The sequence below is a fragment of the Flavobacterium sp. AC105 genome, assembly GCF_979258495.1.
Genome location: NZ_OZ409860.1, coordinates 4044032 through 4064141 on the forward strand (window position 1 = coordinate 4044032; position 20110 = coordinate 4064141).

At 32.7% G+C, this 20110-nt stretch carries 17 protein-coding genes and 1 pseudogene; 13 read left to right on the forward strand and 5 right to left on the reverse strand.

Annotated elements, in window-relative coordinates; translation table 11 throughout:
- Positions 1-33: 33 nt before the first annotated feature.
- The 5 genes and pseudogenes from ACZ0AH_RS16655 to ACZ0AH_RS16675 all read right to left on the reverse strand — a co-directional run bounded on the left by ACZ0AH_RS16655 (position 34) and on the right by ACZ0AH_RS16675 (position 4211).
- Positions 34-885, reverse strand: a complete 852-nt coding sequence (locus tag ACZ0AH_RS16655) for a sugar phosphate isomerase/epimerase family protein (protein ID WP_463476921.1) — start codon at positions 883-885, stop codon at positions 34-36.
- Between the two features lie 70 nt (positions 886-955).
- Positions 956-1495 (reverse strand): NADPH-dependent FMN reductase, encoded by a 540-nt coding sequence (locus tag ACZ0AH_RS16660; protein ID WP_463476922.1) that lies wholly within the window; start codon positions 1493-1495, stop codon positions 956-958.
- 19 nt (positions 1496-1514) lie between these two features.
- Positions 1515-1977, reverse strand: a pseudogene (gene tnpA / locus ACZ0AH_RS16665) (IS200/IS605 family transposase).
- Positions 1978-3324: 1347 nt separating this feature from the next.
- On the reverse strand, positions 3325-3783 hold the full coding sequence (locus ACZ0AH_RS16670; RefSeq protein WP_463476923.1) for a nuclear transport factor 2 family protein: 459 nt from the start codon (positions 3781-3783) through the stop codon (positions 3325-3327).
- Between the two features lie 98 nt (positions 3784-3881).
- Positions 3882-4211 (reverse strand): hypothetical protein, encoded by a 330-nt coding sequence (locus ACZ0AH_RS16675; RefSeq protein WP_463476924.1) that lies wholly within the window; start codon positions 4209-4211, stop codon positions 3882-3884.
- Positions 4212-4453: 242 nt separating this feature from the next.
- Between ACZ0AH_RS16675 and trmD the strand changes: the two genes are divergently transcribed.
- The 13 genes from trmD (at position 4454) to ACZ0AH_RS16740 (ending at position 19931) form a co-directional block, all read left to right on the forward strand.
- On the forward strand, positions 4454-5137 hold the full coding sequence (gene trmD, locus ACZ0AH_RS16680) for a tRNA (guanosine(37)-N1)-methyltransferase TrmD (protein ID WP_395421081.1): 684 nt from the start codon (positions 4454-4456) through the stop codon (positions 5135-5137).
- Between the two features lie 212 nt (positions 5138-5349).
- The gene (gene rplS / locus ACZ0AH_RS16685) at positions 5350-5700 is read left to right on the forward strand and encodes a 50S ribosomal protein L19 (protein ID WP_132036021.1); all 351 of its coding nucleotides are present in this window, start codon (positions 5350-5352) and stop codon (positions 5698-5700) included.
- Between the two features lie 277 nt (positions 5701-5977).
- The gene (locus ACZ0AH_RS16690; protein ID WP_463476925.1) at positions 5978-8200 is read left to right on the forward strand and encodes an NADP-dependent isocitrate dehydrogenase; all 2223 of its coding nucleotides are present in this window, start codon (positions 5978-5980) and stop codon (positions 8198-8200) included.
- A 233-nt stretch (positions 8201-8433) separates the two neighbouring features.
- Positions 8434-10815: a TonB-dependent receptor gene (locus ACZ0AH_RS16695; protein WP_463476926.1), complete on the forward strand. Its 2382-nt coding sequence runs from the start codon at positions 8434-8436 to the stop codon at positions 10813-10815.
- Between the two features lie 35 nt (positions 10816-10850).
- Positions 10851-11672 (forward strand): DUF4249 domain-containing protein, encoded by an 822-nt coding sequence (locus ACZ0AH_RS16700; protein WP_463476927.1) that lies wholly within the window; start codon positions 10851-10853, stop codon positions 11670-11672.
- A 202-nt stretch (positions 11673-11874) separates the two neighbouring features.
- The gene (locus ACZ0AH_RS16705; RefSeq protein WP_463476928.1) at positions 11875-14283 is read left to right on the forward strand and encodes a TonB-dependent receptor; all 2409 of its coding nucleotides are present in this window, start codon (positions 11875-11877) and stop codon (positions 14281-14283) included.
- Positions 14284-14331: 48 nt separating this feature from the next.
- Entirely contained in the window at positions 14332-15153 is an 822-nt protein-coding gene (locus ACZ0AH_RS16710) for a DUF4249 domain-containing protein (protein ID WP_463476929.1), read from the forward strand.
- 27 nt (positions 15154-15180) lie between these two features.
- On the forward strand, positions 15181-15663 hold the full coding sequence (locus tag ACZ0AH_RS16715) for a GyrI-like domain-containing protein (RefSeq protein ID WP_463476930.1): 483 nt from the start codon (positions 15181-15183) through the stop codon (positions 15661-15663).
- A 15-nt stretch (positions 15664-15678) separates the two neighbouring features.
- Positions 15679-16122: a DinB family protein gene (locus ACZ0AH_RS16720; RefSeq protein WP_463476931.1), complete on the forward strand. Its 444-nt coding sequence runs from the start codon at positions 15679-15681 to the stop codon at positions 16120-16122.
- A gap of 109 nt (positions 16123-16231) precedes the next feature.
- A complete protein-coding gene (locus tag ACZ0AH_RS16725) occupies positions 16232-16894 on the forward strand; it encodes a thiamine diphosphokinase (protein WP_463476932.1) in 663 nt (220 codons plus the stop codon).
- 200 nt (positions 16895-17094) lie between these two features.
- Positions 17095-18048: a 23S rRNA (adenine(1618)-N(6))-methyltransferase RlmF gene (gene rlmF / locus ACZ0AH_RS16730; protein ID WP_463476933.1), complete on the forward strand. Its 954-nt coding sequence runs from the start codon at positions 17095-17097 to the stop codon at positions 18046-18048.
- 183 nt (positions 18049-18231) lie between these two features.
- Complete coding sequence (locus ACZ0AH_RS16735; protein WP_463476934.1) at positions 18232-18891, forward strand: DUF3800 domain-containing protein; 660 nt, start codon at positions 18232-18234, stop codon at positions 18889-18891.
- A 104-nt stretch (positions 18892-18995) separates the two neighbouring features.
- Positions 18996-19931 carry an alpha/beta fold hydrolase gene (locus ACZ0AH_RS16740; protein WP_463476935.1) on the forward strand — a complete coding sequence of 312 codons (936 nt, stop codon included), beginning with the start codon at positions 18996-18998 and terminating at the stop codon, positions 19929-19931.
- The last annotated feature ends 179 nt before the right edge of the window (positions 19932-20110 follow it).

A 20110-nucleotide genomic window follows, 5' to 3' on the forward strand; every position in this document is an offset into this window, starting at 1 on the left:
TCTTACAAAAATAAGATTTCTATATGAATTATTCTAAAACAATTCTTTCGAAATAAAATCACAGCTTTTTTTGATCGACTCAAAAGCATTTGGATTATAATTATTCTCCTGCTCTACAAAAAAATGTTTCATTCCGGATTGTTTTATTTCCTTAAATATAACTTTAAAATCAATTGAACCTGAACCTATTTCTGTATTTAAAGCCTGATTTGCCTTGTCCATATCTTTAACATGCCACATTGTAAAACGCCCTTTATTTGCCGCAAACAATTGCAAGGGATCATTTCCTGACCTTACAACCCAATATAAATCTAACTCAAAATGAACTAAATCTTTATCGGTTTCTTTTAACAGAATTTCGTAACCTGTAATTCCATCATGTTTTTGAAATTCAAAATCATGGTTATGATATGCCAATTTCAAACCGGCATTTTTACACAATTTACCTACTTCATTTAAACGTGCAGCGATCTTTTTATAATCTTCAATATTTCTTCTAAAAGGTTCATCAACCCACGGAATTGTCAGGTATTCGCTTTTTAAAATCTTAGCGGCTTCGATTGCTGCAGGAATTTCAGTTGTATTTCCATCAGCTAAAAAACTTCCTAAATTATAATGTCCGCTAACCGATTTAAGTCCGTTTGCGTCCAGTAATTTTTTCAATTCAATTGGAGAAAGTCCCCAAAACTGATCTTTAATCGAAAAACCATAAGTTTCGACATTTTTATATCCTGAAAGCGCTACTTTTTTAAGAGTTGATTTTACATCTTTAGGAAGTTCATCCCTTAAAGTATACAACTGTAAACCAATTTCATTTTTATTGGATGAAAACGCCAATGATGGCATTGCTAAAACTGCTGCGGTGGCTAAACTACTGTTTATCATAAAGGTTCGTCTGGAAATCATTTGTAAATTTTGAAAAATTATCGAAGTAAATCTACTATTTTTATTGCTATTATTCTGAAAATTGATTCTCAAAAGAATTGATAAAATTTTGAAGTGCAACTGCAGTTTCTTCATTTGTAATTTTGCCTTTGTCATTAATTTTACCACGAATACCTTGTATTAAAAGCAAATTTTCAGCTTCAAATTTGGCTCCAAGCGTTTTCATTATCAGCATTAATTGTTCATGCGCCATTTCGCCAGAAGCAGATGCGGTGATTAATCCAACCTTTTTATCTGAAAAAATAGTAGTCGAAACGCACCATTCTAAAGCATTTTTTAAACTTCCGGGTAAGCTAAAAACATATTCTGGCGTACAAATCAAAATTCCGTCAGCATTGGTAATTTTATTTCGAAAAGAAACTATTGTTTCCGGTGGATTGTCTGTATCTAGGTCCGGATTAAAATGAGGAAGTTCATCTAAATCTTCAAATATTTCAACTTCAAACGAATCATCGATTTGGTCTGAAATGTTTTTTAAAATTTTATAATTACTGGAATTCTTTCTGGTGCTTCCTGTTATGGCGAGGATTTTTGTTGTTGAATTTGACATTATCTTTTGGGAAATAACTTTAAATTAATTCCTTAAAAATAAACTTTTCATCATAATCTACTTCAAATTTTTCAAGAAAATCAATATATTCTTCTCTAAACGTTCTTTTTTTATGATGCAATTCCTGATTCTCAATATAGTTAGCTACGGCACGTAACTGGGATTTACTATATGAAAATGCTCCGTAACCTTCTTGCCACTCAAAATGATTTTTTGAAAATTTACTTGTATTAATCCACTTTGAAGAATCTTGTTTGATATTTTTTATCAAATCAGAAATGGATTGTGCAGGTCTTATTCCAATTAAAATATGGACATGATCTGAAACTCCATTTATAGCCAGAAGTTTATGATTATTATTTTTGATAATTCCTGCGATGTATTTGTAGAGTTCCTCTTTCCAAATCGTTACCTATTATAGCCTGTCTAAATTTTACCGCAAAAACAAAATGTATGTGTATTTGCGTGTAAGTATTTGCCATAAGAGTGTAGTCCCTACGGGACATTTTTTGCGTTAAACATTTGGTTTCTACCGACATATTGTTCCTAGCGGAATATTTATAACAGGCTTTATTAGGCAAATATAAAATCAATTATAAGAATATGATTACAAAATGTTTTTTGTGAATTTTTAAAAATATCATATTGATCGAGGATATCTCTGTGTAGTCCCTACGGGACACCTTAAAATTCGTGATTATTGCTTTTCCTACCGACATGTAATTCCTAACGGAATATTTAAATCAATAATTATAATTTAAAAAATATCACAAACTGAAATTGTTGCGTTAGGAACAAAATATTCATAGAAATATTGGAATATCCATAAGCCGAAACTGTTCCGCTAGGAACAAAATATTCATAGAAATATTGGAATATCCACAAGCCGAAACTGTTCCGCTAGGAACAAAATGTCGGTAGAAACATAATATCGAGAATAACATTTGTCCCGTAGGGACTACACAATAATAATTTCGAACGGAATATTTAGATCAATAATTATAATTTAAAAATATCAACAAGCCGAAACTGTTCCGCTAAGAACAAAATATTCATAGAAATATTGGAATATCCACAAGCCGAAACTGTTCCGCTAGGAACAAAATGTCGGTAGAAACATAATATCGAGAATAACATTTGTCCCGTAGGGACTACACAATAATAATTTCGAACGGAATATTTAGATCAATAATTATAATTTAAAGAATATCACAAACTGAAAATGTTGCGTTAGGAACAAAATATTGGTAGAAATATTGGAATATCCACAAACCGAAACTGTTCCGCTAGGAACAAAATGTCGGTAGAAACATAATATCGGAGAATAACATTTGTCCCGTAGGGACTACACAATCATAATTTCGAACGGAATATTTAGATCAATAATTATAATTTAAAGAATATCACAAACTGAAAATGTTGCGTTAGGAACAAAATATTCGTAGAAATATTGGAATATCCACAAACCGAAACTGTTCCGCTAGGAACAAAATGTCGGTAGAAACATAATATCGGAGAATAACATTTGTCCCGTAGGGACTACACAATCATAATTTCGAACGGAATATTTAGATCAATAATTATAAATTAAAGAAGATCACAAACTGAAAATGTTGCGTTAGGAACAAAATATTCATAGAAATATTGGAATATCCACAAACCAAAACTGTTCCGCTAGGAACAAAATGTCGGTAGAAACATAATATTTGAGAATAGCATTTGTCCCGTAGGGACTACACACCCATAATTCCTAACAAAATAAATCATCAAAAAATATTTTGCCAAACAAAATCACCATTTATCCTTTAAACTACACGAATTATCCAATTCTATTTCTTACTCGTATCTGCCTCAAAATTATCGAAATAGGTAAAATCTTTGGTAATTAACCCATTTTCAATTGTAAAAACTGTACAAATAGGCAATTCTAATTTTGAATTATCCGGCGCCGTTCCTGTCGAAACAAATTCAACAATAATATGATTTTCTCCGGACGGATAAATCTGTATAATTTTATCATGCAAATCCGGAAAAATTTTATTTAACTCTGCATATTTATCTTCAGTTTGTTTGCGGGTTTGTTTTACGATTCCTTTTCCGAAAGATGGATCTTTAAAATCAGCTGTTTCTATATACATTGCAGCCATTTTTTTCCAATCGTGATTATTGAAATGTTCAAAATATTGTCTGACTACTTTTTCGTTTTTAGAACTATCAATAACTTTTGACTGGTTTTGATTGTTGCAGGAAATAATTATAAAAGTTATAACTATCAATATTTTTTTCATTGGTTTCGGTTTAAGTTATTATAAATCAACTCGTAAAGAGTTTAAATATAATAAAAAATGACAGAAATTTCAATAAAAAATAAGCTGAAAAGATAAAATTATTTTACAGCAATTGCCTGAGGTGGTAATTGTTGTTTATCATTTTTATAAGAGTAAATTTTTCCATCCTTGTCTGCGTATACATATATATAGTTCCAATAATTTGGTCCCGCGATTTTTGAACCTGCATTATTATCATCATTTGTAAAAATTTGCTCTGCATAAATAAGAATTTGTCCTTGTTTACCATCATCAAGTATACGAACTGGTGGGCCCCAGCTTTTAATTATATCTTTTTTAGATTCTCCAATCCATTTGTCTCCAGTTTTTTGAGAACTCGAACAAGCGCAGAAAATCAATATGGGTATGAGTAGAATAATTTTTTTCATAATCGTGTGTTTTTAGAAATGTTTTTGGTGAATTGGTGAATTCCTTAATCAAGTGAATTAATAAGTAATGTTAGTTAAAGTTAGTTGTTAAAGGTTTACACAATAACATCTTAATATTATATAATTATTACTTATTCAATTGAATTACAATTACATATATTCAAAATTCTTAATCTCAATTCTTTAAAATTCTCAAATATTTACTTTGTATCTTTGCTGCTTAGAACTATTTGAAGAAAAAAATGCGAATTGACATTATTACGATTTTGCCTGAATTATTAAGAAGTCCGTTTGAGGCTTCAATTATGAAACGTGCCATAGACAAAGGTTTGGTCGAAGTACACTTTCATAATTTACGTGATTATACAACGAATAAACAAAAAAGTGTCGATGATTATCCTTTTGGAGGAGGCGCCGGAATGGTCATGACAGTTCAGCCAATTGATGCTTGTATTACACATTTGAAAAGCGAGCGCGAATACGACGAAATCATTTATATGTCGCCTGACGGTGAAACTTTGAACCAAAAAATGGCTAATACAATGTCGATGTATGAAAACATTATCATCCTATGCGGACATTATAAAGGTGTAGATCAACGTGTACGTGATCATTTTATTACTAAAGAAATTTCGATTGGCGATTATGTCTTATCAGGAGGAGAATTAGGCGCTTTGGTTTTATCTGATGCTTTAATCCGATTGATTCCAGGTGTTTTAAGTGATGAAACTTCAGCCTTAACAGATAGTTTTCAGGATAATTTACTTTCCGGACCTATATATACAAGACCAGCAGATTACAAAGGATGGAAAGTTCCTGAAGTTCTAACCAGCGGTCACTTCGCCAAAATTGACAAATGGCGCGAGGATATGGCGTATGAACATACAAAAAACAGACGTCCGGATCTTCTAGAAGGGCAAGATTAGTTTAAGGTTTCAGGTTATTTTTGTTTCAAGTTAAGATTCTCGTTAACAACAACTTGAAACGTTAAACAAGAAACAAAAACTTTACTTAAAATAATTTATAATTTACAATTTATAATTCATAATTATTTTCTACATTTGCACCCGAATTAGACTAACCTCTGGCGAGATCCGTGAATGTTGCTCTATATAAAAAACCATAATTACAAGATATCATGGCAGATTTAATGAAATTCGTTCAAACCGAATTAGTTGAGAAAAAAGATTTCCCTGTTTTCGGAGCTGGAGACACTATTACAGTTTACTACGAAATTAAAGAGGGTGAAAAAACAAGAACTCAGTTTTTTAAAGGAGTTGTTATTCAAAGAAGAGGTTCTGGTAACACAGAAACTTTTACTATCCGTAAAATGTCTGGAGCTATTGGTGTTGAGCGTATCTTCCCGGTAAACTTACCAGCTTTACAAAAAATTGAAATCAACAAAAAAGGAGCTGTTCGTAGAGCTAGAATTTTCTACTTCAGAGAACTTACTGGTAAAAAAGCTAAGATTAAAGATAAAAGAAGATAATCATTTATCGATTTGTTATAAAAAACTCGTTTCATATCATTTGAAACGAGTTTTTTTTTATGCTTATTTTTTAAAATATCAAAACCATAATTTTTCAATATCAAAATCATCGATTTCATAATAAAACGACTTCGAAATAACAATCTGTTAATTTCGGCATTTCTCATCAAAACTATACCGTTTTCGGACTGTTTTTATTATATTTGCTCCGCTCATTTTGAGCCGACTATACCTTTTACATCGCCATTCCTGACGATACGATTATAAAAAAAAAAAAATGACACAGAATTCAAAAATTTATTACACCTTAACTGATGAGGCGCCATTATTAGCGACTTATTCTTTTTTACCTATTGTTCAGGCATTTACTGCTACGGCTGGTATTGCAATTGAGACAAGAGACATCTCGCTTGCAGGTAGAATTTTATCAAATTTTCCTGAAGTTCTAACAGATGCTCAAAAAACCGGAGATGCATTGGCTGAATTGGGTCAATTAGCGACACAACCTGAAGCTAACATCATCAAATTACCAAACATTTCGGCATCAGTACCGCAATTAAAAGCGGCTATTGCTGAATTGCAATCTCATGGTTACAAAATCCCTGATTTTCCTGAAGAGCCTCAAAATGATGCTGAAAAAGAAATTAAGGCAAAATATGCAAAAGTTTTAGGTTCTGCTGTAAATCCTGTTTTACGCGAAGGAAACTCTGATCGTAGAGCGCCAAGAGCGGTTAAAAACTTTGCAAAAGCAAATCCACACTCAATGGGTGCATGGTCTGCTGACTCAAAAACAAAAGTAGCTTCTATGCCAAACGGTGATTTTTACGGAAGTGAAAAATCGCTTACTGTTGCAGATGCTAATGATGTAAAAATCGAATTCGTTGCAAAAGATGGTACAACAACTGTTCTTAAAGCAAGTACGCCATTAAAAGCAGGTGAAATAATTGACAGCTCTGTTTTAAGTGTAAAAAAATTAAAATCTTTTGCTGCTGATGCAATTGCTGATGCTAAAAAAGAAGGTGTTTTACTTTCTGTGCATTTAAAAGCTACCATGATGAAAGTTTCAGATCCAATTATCTTTGGCGCTATCGTTGAAGTTTATTTTGCTGATCTTTTCAAAAAATACGAAACTTTATTTGCTGAATTAAATATTGATACAAGAAACGGTTTAGGTGATATCTACGCAAAAATTGCCGGAAGACCTGAACAAGCTGAAGTGGAAGCTGATATTACAAAAGCTATCGAAAACGGACCAGCTTTGGCAATGGTAAATTCTGATAAAGGAATTACAAACTTACACGTTCCGTCTGATGTTATTGTTGATGCTTCTATGCCGGCAATGATCCGTACTTCTGGACAGATGTACAATAAAGATGGAAAACAACAAGATACAATCGCTCTTATTCCGGACCGTTCTTACGCCGGAATCTATACTGCAACTATCGATTTCTGTAAAAAACACGGTGCTTTTGATCCAAAAACAATGGGAAGTGTTCCTAACGTAGGTTTGATGGCTCAAAAAGCTGAAGAATACGGATCTCACGACAAAACTTTCCAAATGAAAGGCGACGGAGTTGTTCGTGTTGTTGATACAAACGGAAATGTTTTAATGGAGCAAAACGTTGAAACGAATGACATTTTCAGAATGTGTCAGGCGAAAGACGCTCCTATTCAGGACTGGGTTAAATTGGCTGTAAACAGAGCTCGTTTATCTGATACTCCTGCTGTTTTTTGGTTAGACGAAAACAGAGCACATGACAGAGAATTGATTGTAAAAGTTCAAAAATATCTTAAAGATTACAATACTGTAAACTTAGATATCCGTATTTTAAACCCTGTTGCTGCAACTGAATTTACTTTAGACAGAATCATCAAAGGTTTAGACACTATCTCTGTAACAGGAAACGTTTTACGTGATTACTTAACAGATTTATTCCCAATTTTAGAGTTAGGAACTTCTGCTAAAATGTTGTCTATCGTTCCGTTAATGAACGGTGGTGGATTGTTTGAAACTGGTGCAGGAGGTTCTGCTCCAAAACACGTTGAGCAATTTACTGAAGAAGGTTATTTACGTTGGGATTCATTAGGAGAATTTTTAGCTCTTGGTGCTTCTTTAGAGCATTTAGGACAAACTTTAGACAATTCTAAAGCACTAGTTTTATCTGAAACTTTAGATCAGGCAAACGATAAATTCCTGGCAAACGATAAATCTCCGGCTCGTAAAGTGGGTCAGATTGACAACCGTGGTTCTCACTTTTATCTTGCTTTTTATTGGGCTCAGGCTTTGGCAGCTCAAAATAAAGATGCTGAATTAAAAGCGATTTTCACGCCAATTGCTGCTCAATTTGAAGCTAACGAAGCTAAAATCGATGCTGAACTAATTGGTGCACAGGGAAAACCTCAAACTCTTGGTGGTTATTACCAGCCAACTCCTGAGTTAGTAAGCAAAGCAATGCGTCCTAGTGCAACATTTAACGCAATTATTGCTGAAATAAAATAATACAGCATTATATATTTTATATCAAAAAGACAACCATAACGGTTGTCTTTTTTTATTTTTGGCAACAAAGAATTGTTAGGATTAAAAGAAATAACAGTTGAATATTTTTAGGCTTAAAACAAAAAACATTCAGAATGTGTAACAAAAGAAAACTATTCTTAACTAATGTTTAACAAAACTTCCGCACATATATATAGTAAGAATTATTAACTATGTGCATCAAAACCAAGACAATGATTATAAAAAAAATTGGCCTTCTTTTTATCTTCCTTTTAACCACTTTAACTTCATTTTCTCAGGAAAAATTTACTTTAAGCGGAACAATCACTGACTTTAAAAACAACGAAACCTTAATAGGTGTAAATATTTATATTCCGGCTTTAAAAATCGGAACCACAACAAACGAATACGGTTTTTATTCGCTTACTGTTCCTAAAGGCGAACACGAAATCGAAATTAGTTATCTTGGCTATCAAACCATTCAAAAAACAGTTTCTTTAAACCAAAATACCAAAACTAATTTTGCCATTAACGAAAGCGGCGAAGAACTTCAGGAAGTTGTAATTACAGATAATAAAGGCAAAACCAATATAAAATCTCCTGAAATGAGCGTTAACAAACTCTCTATTTCGACCATCAAAAAAATGCCGGTTGTTTTGGGCGAAGTCGATGTTTTAAAATCGATTTTATTGCTTCCGGGTGTTACAAATGCTGGCGAAGGCGCTTCGGGATTTAATGTTCGCGGCGGCGGAGCCGATCAGAATTTAATTTTATTAGACGAAGCAACCATCTTTAATTCTTCGCATGTATTTGGTTTTTTCTCTGTTTTTAATCCGGATGCCATAAAAGATTTAAAATTATACAAAGGCGGAATTCCTGCCCGCTATGGCGGAAGAGCTTCTTCTGTTTTGGATATTTATCAGAAAGATGGAAATAGCAAGGAATTCCATGTAAATGGAGGAATCGGGTTAATTTCAAGCCGACTTCTTGCTGAAGGTCCTTTGGTAAAAGATAAAGGTTCATTTTTAATTGGAGGAAGAGCTTCTTATGCGCATTTATTTCTGAAATTATCCGAGAAACAAAAAGATAACGCAGCTTATTTTTACGATTTAAACACCAAATTAAGCTATAAATTAAACGATAATAACAGCTTGTATTTGTCCGGTTATTTTGGTCGTGATGTTTTTAGTTTAAATAAAAGTTTCACTAATACTTATGGAAATTCTACTTTAAACCTGCGTTGGAACCATTTATATTCTGATAAACTATTTGCTAATTTATCCTTGATTTACAGCGATTATTATTACGGACTTGATCTTAATTTTGTTGGCTTTAAATGGGATTCGGGAATTAAAAACTATAATATCAAATACGATTTCAAAAACTATATTTCAGATAAATTCAAATTAAATTACGGTTTAAACGGGATCTATTACGAATTTAATCCGGGAACGATAAAACCATCAGACGCAGATTCTGGAATTAATCCGGATCAATTAGATAAAAAATATGCTTTTGAACCTTCTGTTTATATCGAAGCTGAAAATCAATTATCAAAAAAAATCACCGTTTCTTACGGATTGCGTTATAGTTTATTTTATCGTTTAGGCGCCTCAACCATTAATTATTATGACAATAATGAACCTGTAGTTTTCGATACCGATATGCAGATTTATGAAAAAGGCATTCCAACCTCAACAAAATATTTTGGTAAAAACAAAGTCATTCAGCATTATAATAATTTAGAACCCCGATTTTCAATTTCCTATCAATTAAATGATGACCAGTCGGTAAAAGCAAGTTATAACCGAATGGCACAATATCTTCAATTAATTTCGAATACCTCATCTCCTACTCCGCTTGACGTCTGGATGCCGAGTGATAATTATATCAAACCACAAATTGCGGATCAGGTGGCGCTGGGCTATTTTAGAAACATAAATAACGGGGCATATTCGCTTGAAGTTGAAACGTATTATAAGGAAATCCAAAACAGGCTTGATTATATTGACGGTGCTGATTTAATTGCTAATAATGCAATTGAACAAGTAATTTTAAACGGACAAATGAGAGCGTACGGTCTTGAAATTATGTTTAAGAAAAACGAAGGAAAATTTAATGGATGGATTTCATATACATTATCAAAATCAGAACAGCAAACTCCAGGAAGAAATCCTGAAGAAACCGGGATTAATAATGGTCAATGGTACAGTTCTGCTTATGATAAAAGACATAATTTAGCGGTAACTTCGGCTTATAATTTAAACGAAAAATGGTCATTTGGAGCGAATTTCGCTTTACAATCAGGACAGCCGGTTACGTATCCTACCGGACAATATGAATATTTAGGAATTACGGTTCCAAGTTATGGTTTACGAAACGAAAATCGTTTGCCTGCCTATCATCATTTAGATGTTTCTGCAACTTTAACGCCTCGAAAAAACAAAGACAGAAACTGGAAAGGCGAATGGGTTTTTAGCATTTACAATTTATACAATCGTCATAATGCGGCCTCTATTAACTTTCAGCAAAACGTTGATACTGGTTTAAATGAGGCCGTAAGAACATCCATTTTCGGAATTGTGCCTGCTGTTAGTTATAATTTCAAATTTTAAAAATTCACTTCTGTAAAAGAAATAAAACATATACTATGAAAAAAGTACTCTTATTAATCGTGTTTTTTACATCGCTTTTTTTTACAAGCTGTGAAGAAGTTGTTGATGTTGATTTAGATACTGCCCCTCCAAAACTAGTTATTGAAGCTTCAATAAATTGGGAAAAAGGAACAACAGGAAATGAGCAGACAATAAAGCTGACTACAACAACCGGTTATTTCGAAAACGTAATTCCAACTGTTTCCGGTGCAATTGTTTATATAGAAAATAGTAAGAACGAAAAATTTAATTTTATAGAAGTTAAAAAAACGGGACGATATGTATGCATTAATTTCAAACCCGTTATCGATGAAGAGTACAAATTGACCGTAATTAGTCTGGGAAACAGATACAACGCAACTGAAACTTTAAAATCTGTAGCGCCTATTACCAGAATAGAGCAAAATAACGAAGGCGGAATTACAGGAACCGATATAGAAATTAGATCTTATTATAATGACCCGGCAAATGCTGATAATTTTTATTTGTACAAATACGTGTATTCGAATAAAGTAACCTCAAACTTTTACGTTGACGAGGATAAATTTTTTCAAGGCAACGAATTTTTTAGCAATTCTGATGATGACGAATTAAAAATTGGAAATGAAATTGAAGTTACGCATTACGGCATTTCAAAACAATATTATAATTACATGAGCATTTTAGTTAGTATTGCCGGAAGCAATGTAGGCGGGCCATTTCAATCTCCTCCCGCAACTGTAAAAGGAAATATCATCAATGTAACGCATAAAGAAAATTACCCGTTAGGTTATTTCTCTCTTAGCGAAACAGATACTAAAAAATACAAAATTCAATAAAAATAGCGCTATATAAAAATAGCCAAAATTGTTAAATCAATCCATCATTTTACAGAAGACAAGTCAAAACGGCTTGTCTTTTTTATTGTTTTAAAACATTCTATTCATTAACCATAAATTGTAATACAAATCTTATATTTTAACTAACAAATAAGCTATTATAACTTAACTTTAATACCATTATGTAATCAAATATTTGCAAATGGTAACTAAAAAATTCTACGCCTTATTGAGTATAATTCTTATTAGTTTTTTTTCATTTTCTCAGGAAAAATTCATTTTAAGCGGCATTATATCTGACTCAAAAAATAGTGAAATATTAATTGGAGCAAACATTCATATTCGTTCATTAGCTGTGCAAACTACCACAAATGAACATGGTTTTTATTCGATAAGTGTTCCAAAAGGAGAATATCAAATAGAGATAATTTATACTGGTTATCAATTACTTGAAAAGACAATATCGGTCACAAAAAACACTAAAAATAATTTTTCATTAAAAGAAGGCGGTGAACAATTACAAGAAATCGTTATTACGGATAATCGAAAAAAAGCTAATATCCGTTCATCTGAAATGAGCGTTAATAAACTTTCTATTTCAACCATAAAAAAAATGCCGGTTGTTATGGGTGAAGTAGACGTTTTAAAGTCTCTTTTGTTCCTCCCTGGCGTAACAAATGCAGGCGAAGGTGCATCTGGATTCAATGTGCGTGGCGGAGGCGCTGATCAAAATTTGATTCTACTCGATGAAGCTGTTATTTTTAACTCTTCGCACGTTTTTGGCTTTTTTTCTGTATTTAATCCGGATGCGATGAAGGATTTAAAACTATACAAAGGCGGAATTCCAGCGCGATATGGCGGCAGGGCATCTTCTGTTTTAGAAATTTATCAAAAAGATGGTAATAATCAGAATTTCAATATCGATGGAGGAATCGGACTAATCGCTAGCCGACTTTTATTTGAAGGTCCGATCATAAAGGATAAAAGTTCATTTTTACTTGCAGGAAGAAGTTCTTATGCGCATTTGTTTTTAAAACTTTCAGAAGAAGATCGCAACAAAACAGCCTATTTTTATGATCTGAATTCCAAATTTACATATCAGTTAAATCAAAATAACAATTTATATTTTTCAGGTTATTTTGGGCGTGATGTATTTAGTATCAACGAAAGTTTTACAAATTCTTACGGAAACACTACTTTAAACTTACGATGGAATCATTTATTTTCTAATCATTTATCTTCAAATTCATCCCTGATTTACAGTGATTATTTTTACGGACTTGATCTGGATTTAGTAGGTTTTAAATGGAAAACCGGAATTAAAAATTATAATTTCAAATATGATTTAAAAAGTTATGTTTCGGATAATTTAAAATTAAACTACGGCATAAACGGTATTTATTATGAATTTAATCCCGGAACTCTTAAACCAATAAATGCCCAATCCGGAATAAATGCCGATCAACTGGATCGAAAATATGCTTTTGAACCCGCTGTTTATCTTGGCATCGAAAATAAAATCGACGATAATCTGACCTTTTCTTACGGATTGCGTTTTAGCTTATTTTATCGTTTAGGAGCTTCGACGGTAAATCTTTATGAAGATAACAATCCTGTTATTTTTAATAAAACGCTGCAAATTTATGAAAAAGCAATTCCTATTGGGACGCAATATTTTGACAAAAATAAATCGATTTATACTTATGATAATTTTGAACCGCGTTTTTCTGTCGGATATCAAATTAATGAAGATATTGCCATAAAAGCCAGCTACAATAGAATGGTGCAGTATTTACAATTAATATCCAATACTTCATCTCCAAGTCCGCTGGATATCTGGATGCCAAGTGATCAATACATTAAACCACAACTTGCCGATCAGATTGCGCTGGGCTATTTTAGAAATTTCAGCAACGGAAAATATTCACTTGAAGTCGAAACCTATTTCAAAAAAATCCAAAACAGGCTGGATTATATTGATGGGGCAAATTTGCTGGCAAATGATGCAATTGAACAGGTTATTTTAAACGGAAAAATGCGTGCTTATGGTATTGAGGTATTATTCAAAAAAAATCTGGGTAAACTAAACGGATGGATTTCATATACATTATCAAAATCACAACAGCAAACTCCCGGCAGAACACTGCAGGAAACAGGAATTAATAACGGACAATGGTACAATTCTGTTTATGATAAACTTCATGATTTAGGAATAACAAGTACTTATACTTTAAACAAAAAATGGTCATTTGGAGCCAACTTTGTATTGCAATCCGGTCAGCCTTCTACCTACCCGGATGCACAATACCAATATTTGGGAATTAAAGTGCCCAGTTATGGTTTACGAAATGAAAACAGATTGCCCGCTTATCATCACTTAGATATTTCGGCAACATTAACTCCTAAACAAAGCAGGGAGAAAAACTGGAAAGGCGAATGGGTTTTCAGCATCTACAATTTATACAATCGTCATAATGCGGCTTCAATGAATTTTAAACAAAATACAGATACTGGATATAATGAAGCGATAAAGACTTATATTTTTGGAATTATCCCTTCGGCGAGTTATAACTTTAAATTCCCTTCAAAAAAGACAAATTCTATTTTCTAAAAAGAGAAGATTATCAGTTTTTATATGTTTTAATAACAACATTTACACATGAAAAAATTCAGTTTATTATTTTTAGTTTTATTCACATTAATGTTTACAAGCTGCGAAGAAATCACCAAAGTTAATCTCGCAACAGCATCGCCAAAATTAGTTATTTCAGCTGCCATTCAGTGGACAAAAGGCACGGATGGAAATGAACAAATCATCAAATTAAGTACAACAACAGGTTATTATAACAATGAAATTCCGGTTGTTTCAGGCGCTAAAATTTATGTGCAAAATAGTCGCAAGAAAAGATTCAATTTTATAGAAATTCCAGAAACAGGAGATTATATCTGCACAGATTTTGAACCTGTAATTAACGAAACTTATACTTTAACTGTTATTCATAAAGAGATTACGTACACTGCAACCGAAACCATGAAATCAGTTACGCCAATTACAAAGCTCATACAAAACAACAATGGCGGCATTGCAAAAGATAAGATCGAAGTAAAAGCTTATTTTACAGACCCGCCTAACGAAATCAATTATTATTTTTACAATTATAGGTATTCAAATCAGGCAACCGGTAATTATTCAGCCGAAGAAGATCGCTTTTTTCAGGGAAATGAATTCTTTAGTGTTTCCTATAATGACGACTTAAAGCCGGGTGATGAGGTTGAAGTCAGACATAGCGGAATCTCTGAGAACTATTTTATTTACCTCAGTATCTTAATTAGTATTGCCGGTGACAGCGGTCGTTTGCCGTTTCAAACCCCGCCAGCAACTGTAAGAGGAAATATCATGAATGCAACAAATAAGGATAATTTTCCGTTAGGATATTTTTCACTTAGCGAAGTTGATAGCAAAAAATATACGATTAAGTAATATCTTTGATATACTATTAAATAAAATATGAAACCCAGAATTGAAAACTTAATCGAAAAAAAATTCATTGGCAAATACATTTTAATGTCCTTTCTCGAAAATAAAACATTTCAGTTATGGAATGGTTTTATGCCGCAGCGAAAAGAAATAAAAAACGCAATTAACGATAATCTCTATTCACTTGAAGTTTTTCCCACGGGACATTTTGATAATTTTGATCCGGGTAATATTTTCGAAAAATGGGCTGCAGTAGAAGTTTCTGATTTTGATGAAATTCCGTCAGATATGGAATTTCTAATAATCCCAACCGGATTGTATGCCGTTTTCATTCATAAAGGCCCGCAAAGTGAAGGCCATAAAACCTATCATACCATTTTTGCAGAATGGCTGCCCAATTCAGAATATACTGTAGACGACAGACCACATTTTGCCGTAATGGATGAAAAATACAAAAAAGAAGATCCGGATTCTGAAGAAGAAATTTGGATTCCGATAAAAAACAGAGTTTAATAAAATTAAAAAGTTATGGTATTAATAGAATCACTAAAATCCCTTTTTGACAGAGATTTAAACAAATTAATAGTTGAGATAGAATCGTATGAAGACGAAAGCCAAATGTGGGTAATTGACAAAAATATTTCTAATTCTGCCGGAAATCTCTGCCTTCACCTAATCGGAAACATTAATCTTTTTATTGGTGTCGAAATCGGAAAAACAGATTATGTCAGAGATCGTCCTTTAGAATTTTCTTTAAAAAATGTCCCAAGATCCGAATTAATAAGCAAAATCAAAGAAACAAAATTAGTCGTAAATAATGCCCTGGATACTTTAACCGCATCAGATCTTGAAGCTATTTATCCGCTAATTGTTTTCGAAAAAGAAATGACAACCGGTTATTTCCTCATTCATCTTTCAACACATTTGGCGTATCATTTAGGGCAAATTAATTACCACAGAAGACTTATTTAATTTTAGATTTTAGATAAAAGATAATCTCAGGTAAAAAATCTAAAATCTAAAATCCGAAATCTAAAATAGTACCCGTACATTTACACCACATTTCAAATCAAGAATCTAAATGTCTTCACACCATATCGTACGCGACGACCAGGAACCAGCATTAATTATTGCCAACGGAGCAGCATGCAATCCCGAATTATTAGGACAATTATTAGAATGGTCGCCTTTGGTAATCGTATTAGATTCTGCCATCGAAAGAGTTATTGATCTGGGCATAAAAGTCGATGTACTTTTAGGCGATTTCGATCGTGGTTTTGATCCTGAAATCTACAAAACATCACAATATCCTATAGAAATTGTACACACACCGGATCAGGATAAAACCGATCTGGAAAAGGCTTTTGATTATTTAATTGATAGAAAAATCCCTGCCGTAAACGTAGTCTGGGCAACCGGAAAACGTGCCGATCATACCATTACAAATCTGACCAATATCGTTCGTTACCGCAATTTGCTTAAAATTGTTATTCTCGACGATCACTCAAAAATATTTTTATTGCCAAACAAATTCGAGAAATGGTACACCGCAAAAACGCCAATTTCCCTGATTCCAATTGGTGTTGTAAACGGTATTCATTCAACAAATTTACAATATCAGCTTCAAAATGATACGCTGACTATTGGCTACAGAACCGGCAGCAGTAATGCTGTTCTTCACGACGGTTTAGTCAGCATAACCCATACTGACGGCGATTTATTGCTAATGGAATGTATGGATTAGAAAATTGATCCTGAGAAAATTAGAAGAATTATTGGAATTTTCAGGAGCTATTTCCTGCTGTCCTTCCAATCTTTTGTGCCTCCCGAAGCCTCGGGACCGGCACAAAAGGATTTTCCCTCCCATCAGGGCTAGGGCAATCATTTTCATAATTACACTTTCCTCCAAAAGGAATGACTATCTTTGCACGGAAATTCAAAAAAATGAAAGCAATAGACAATTCCGAAAAAGACATTTTACACCCTCGAAACCTGCATCGTTCGCGTTATGATTTCGAACTTCTCATTGCAAATTGTCCCGAGTTAAAGCAATATGTTGCCATCAACATTCACGGAATTGAAACTATCGATTTCAGCAATCCCTTAGCTGTAAAAGCGCTTAACAAAGCATTATTACAAACGTATTACGACATTCAAAACTGGGATATTCCTAAAAATTATCTTTGTCCGCCAATTCCCGGAAGAGCAGATTATATTCATTATCTGGCTGATTTATTGGCCGAAACCAATAACGGAATCATTCCGCAAGGATCTTCGGTATTAGGATTAGATATAGGAACCGGCGCAAATTGCATTTATCCAATTCTGGGACATTCAATTTACGACTGGAGTTTTGTAGGAACCGATATCGACGAAAATGCAATCCAAAATTGCAGTAAAATAATCGAGGCAAATCCAAAATTAATTGATGCGATAAGTTTACAGCAACAAACCGAATCTCGTTTTATTTTCAAAAACATCATCACGCCAGAAGACCGTTTTACGTTCACAATGTGTAATCCGCCTTTTCATTCTTCTGCCGAAGATGCAAACCAAAGCACCGTTCGTAAAGTTTCGAATTTAAATCCAAAGGAAAAGAAAAAAACAAATCCGGTTTTAAATTTCGGAGGCCACAATGCCGAATTATGGTGCGATGGCGGCGAAATTGGTTTTGTAACCCAAATGATTTACGAAAGTGCCAAATTTGCCATGCAATGTTTGTGGTTCACCACATTAGTTTCAAAAAGAGAAAATCTTTCAAGCATTTATAAAACATTAAACAAAGTAAATGCCGCTTCCATAAAAACAATCGATATGGCTCAAGGCCAAAAAACAAGTCGTGTTGTAGCCTGGACTTTTTTAAGTGAAAGCCAGCAAAAGCAATGGAAAATAGAATAAAATTCATACAAATTTATTTAACCAATTTTTTTCACTACATTTACAAAACAAATAGGTAATACCTGATTCAACGTGGCGGTGAAACATCTACCATAAATGTATTGTTAATACATCGTTTTCAGGGTCTATTTTAAATACCAAAGGGCTTTATTAAGCCCTTTTTTTGTGCCTTTATTTTAGATAATGAAAATATATATTGACGAAAGTGGTGACTTAGGATGGAAACTTGACAAACCAAACAGACATGGTGGTTCAAGTAGATTTGTCACAATTACAGGGATTGTTATTGCTAAAGAGGAAGAAAAGTATATCTCTCGTTTTATTTCCGATATTTATAAAAAATATAATCTAACGCCAAATATTGAAAAAAAAGGTGCTAATTTCATATCTGAACATTCTTCATTTATTACTTCTCAGTTAACAAATAAAATAATAAACAAAAGTTATTCATTTAAGATTATTTCAATTACAGTTAATAAATCAAAAGTTTTTGAGTCATTAAGAAAAGACAAAAACATTTTTTATAATTATGTTCTTGGATTATTATTAAAACCCGAAATCATCCAACTTGATAATGCTGAAATTGTATTAGATAAAAGAACAATAAAAGTTAGCCATGGCGAAAGTTTTCCTGACTATATAAAAACAGAAATTTGGGGGCAGGTAATTGATATAGATATCTCTTGCGAATTTTTAGAAAGTACAAATAATAAAATGATTTGGCTTGCAGACTGGTATGCAAATTTTATTTGGAGAAATCATGAAGACAACGAATCCAGCTCCTACAATATTTTAATTGACCTTCCTAAAAGTAGATTTTTAGAAAAAAAACTTTTCTTTTAAGTGAGATGGTTATAGCATTGTAATTATGATATTTTAAAACAAAATTCTGATACTTCATCGGCAGTCCTTTATTGTACCTTTAAAGTAAATTGAATTTTATAATTATGCCAAAATCATTCCTCAGATTAGTATTGTTTTTCTTAATCGCAAGTTGCGCTTCCTCTAAAAAAGAAAAATTTGACGATTACGTTTTTCAAACAAAAAAAGAAAAAGAATCCTATATAAATTCTTATAATAAATCCCTAAAGCTTTGGGAAGTTCCATATACGGAAGAAAATATAAAAACCAGTTTCGGAACGGCGCATGTTATAATGGCTGGTCCAAAAAACGGAAAGGACGTGGTTTTACTCCACGGAATGGATGCCAGCTCCACAATGTGGTATCCTAATATTAAAGCGCTGACAAAAAATCATCGCATTTATGCCATCGACTTTTTGATGGAACCAAACAAATCTACGTTAACATCAAAACCACTTTCATCAGAGGAAATAGTACTTTTATACAATGAAATTTTTGCTCATTATAAATTAAAAAACTTTGATATTGTAGGTGCTTCACGCGGAGGCTGGATTTCTACTCTATTAGCTGTTCAAAAAGAAAATTCAATAGACAAAATTGTTTTATTAAGTCCGGCGCAAACCTTTAAATTTATTGATAAGGTCGGAAAAACAACATCTGCTTTAATGCTAAAACTTTTCCCAAGCGAAAAGAAATTCGGAAAAACATTAAAAGCCTTTTCTACACATCCTGAAAAAATTAACGCTGTTTATAAAAGACAATTTTATTTGGCCAATAAATATGCAAAATCAAATTCAAGCATGCTTAAAATGACACCTTTTTCAGATAAAGAATTAGAATCAATCAAAAATCCGGTTTTGATTTTAATTGGTGATCATGATGTCATTAATTCTGACGAAAGTCTGGAACGTGCCCAAAAATATTTGCCAAATTGTAAAACTAAAATCATTAAGGATGCGGGGCATTTTCTGTCTATTGATCAGACCAAAATTGTAAATGACGCGGTTGTTGATTTTTTATAGCATATTATTAAAGATGTAGTCCCTACGAGACAATTGTACATTATAAAAAATTATTTTTCTACCAATATTCAATCTCTACGAGAGATATTACATTAAAAACTAATTGCAAAATTATATTGACATAATACTCTCCGCTAGGATTTTAATATTGGTAGTAAAGAAAATGCATGCAAAATGTC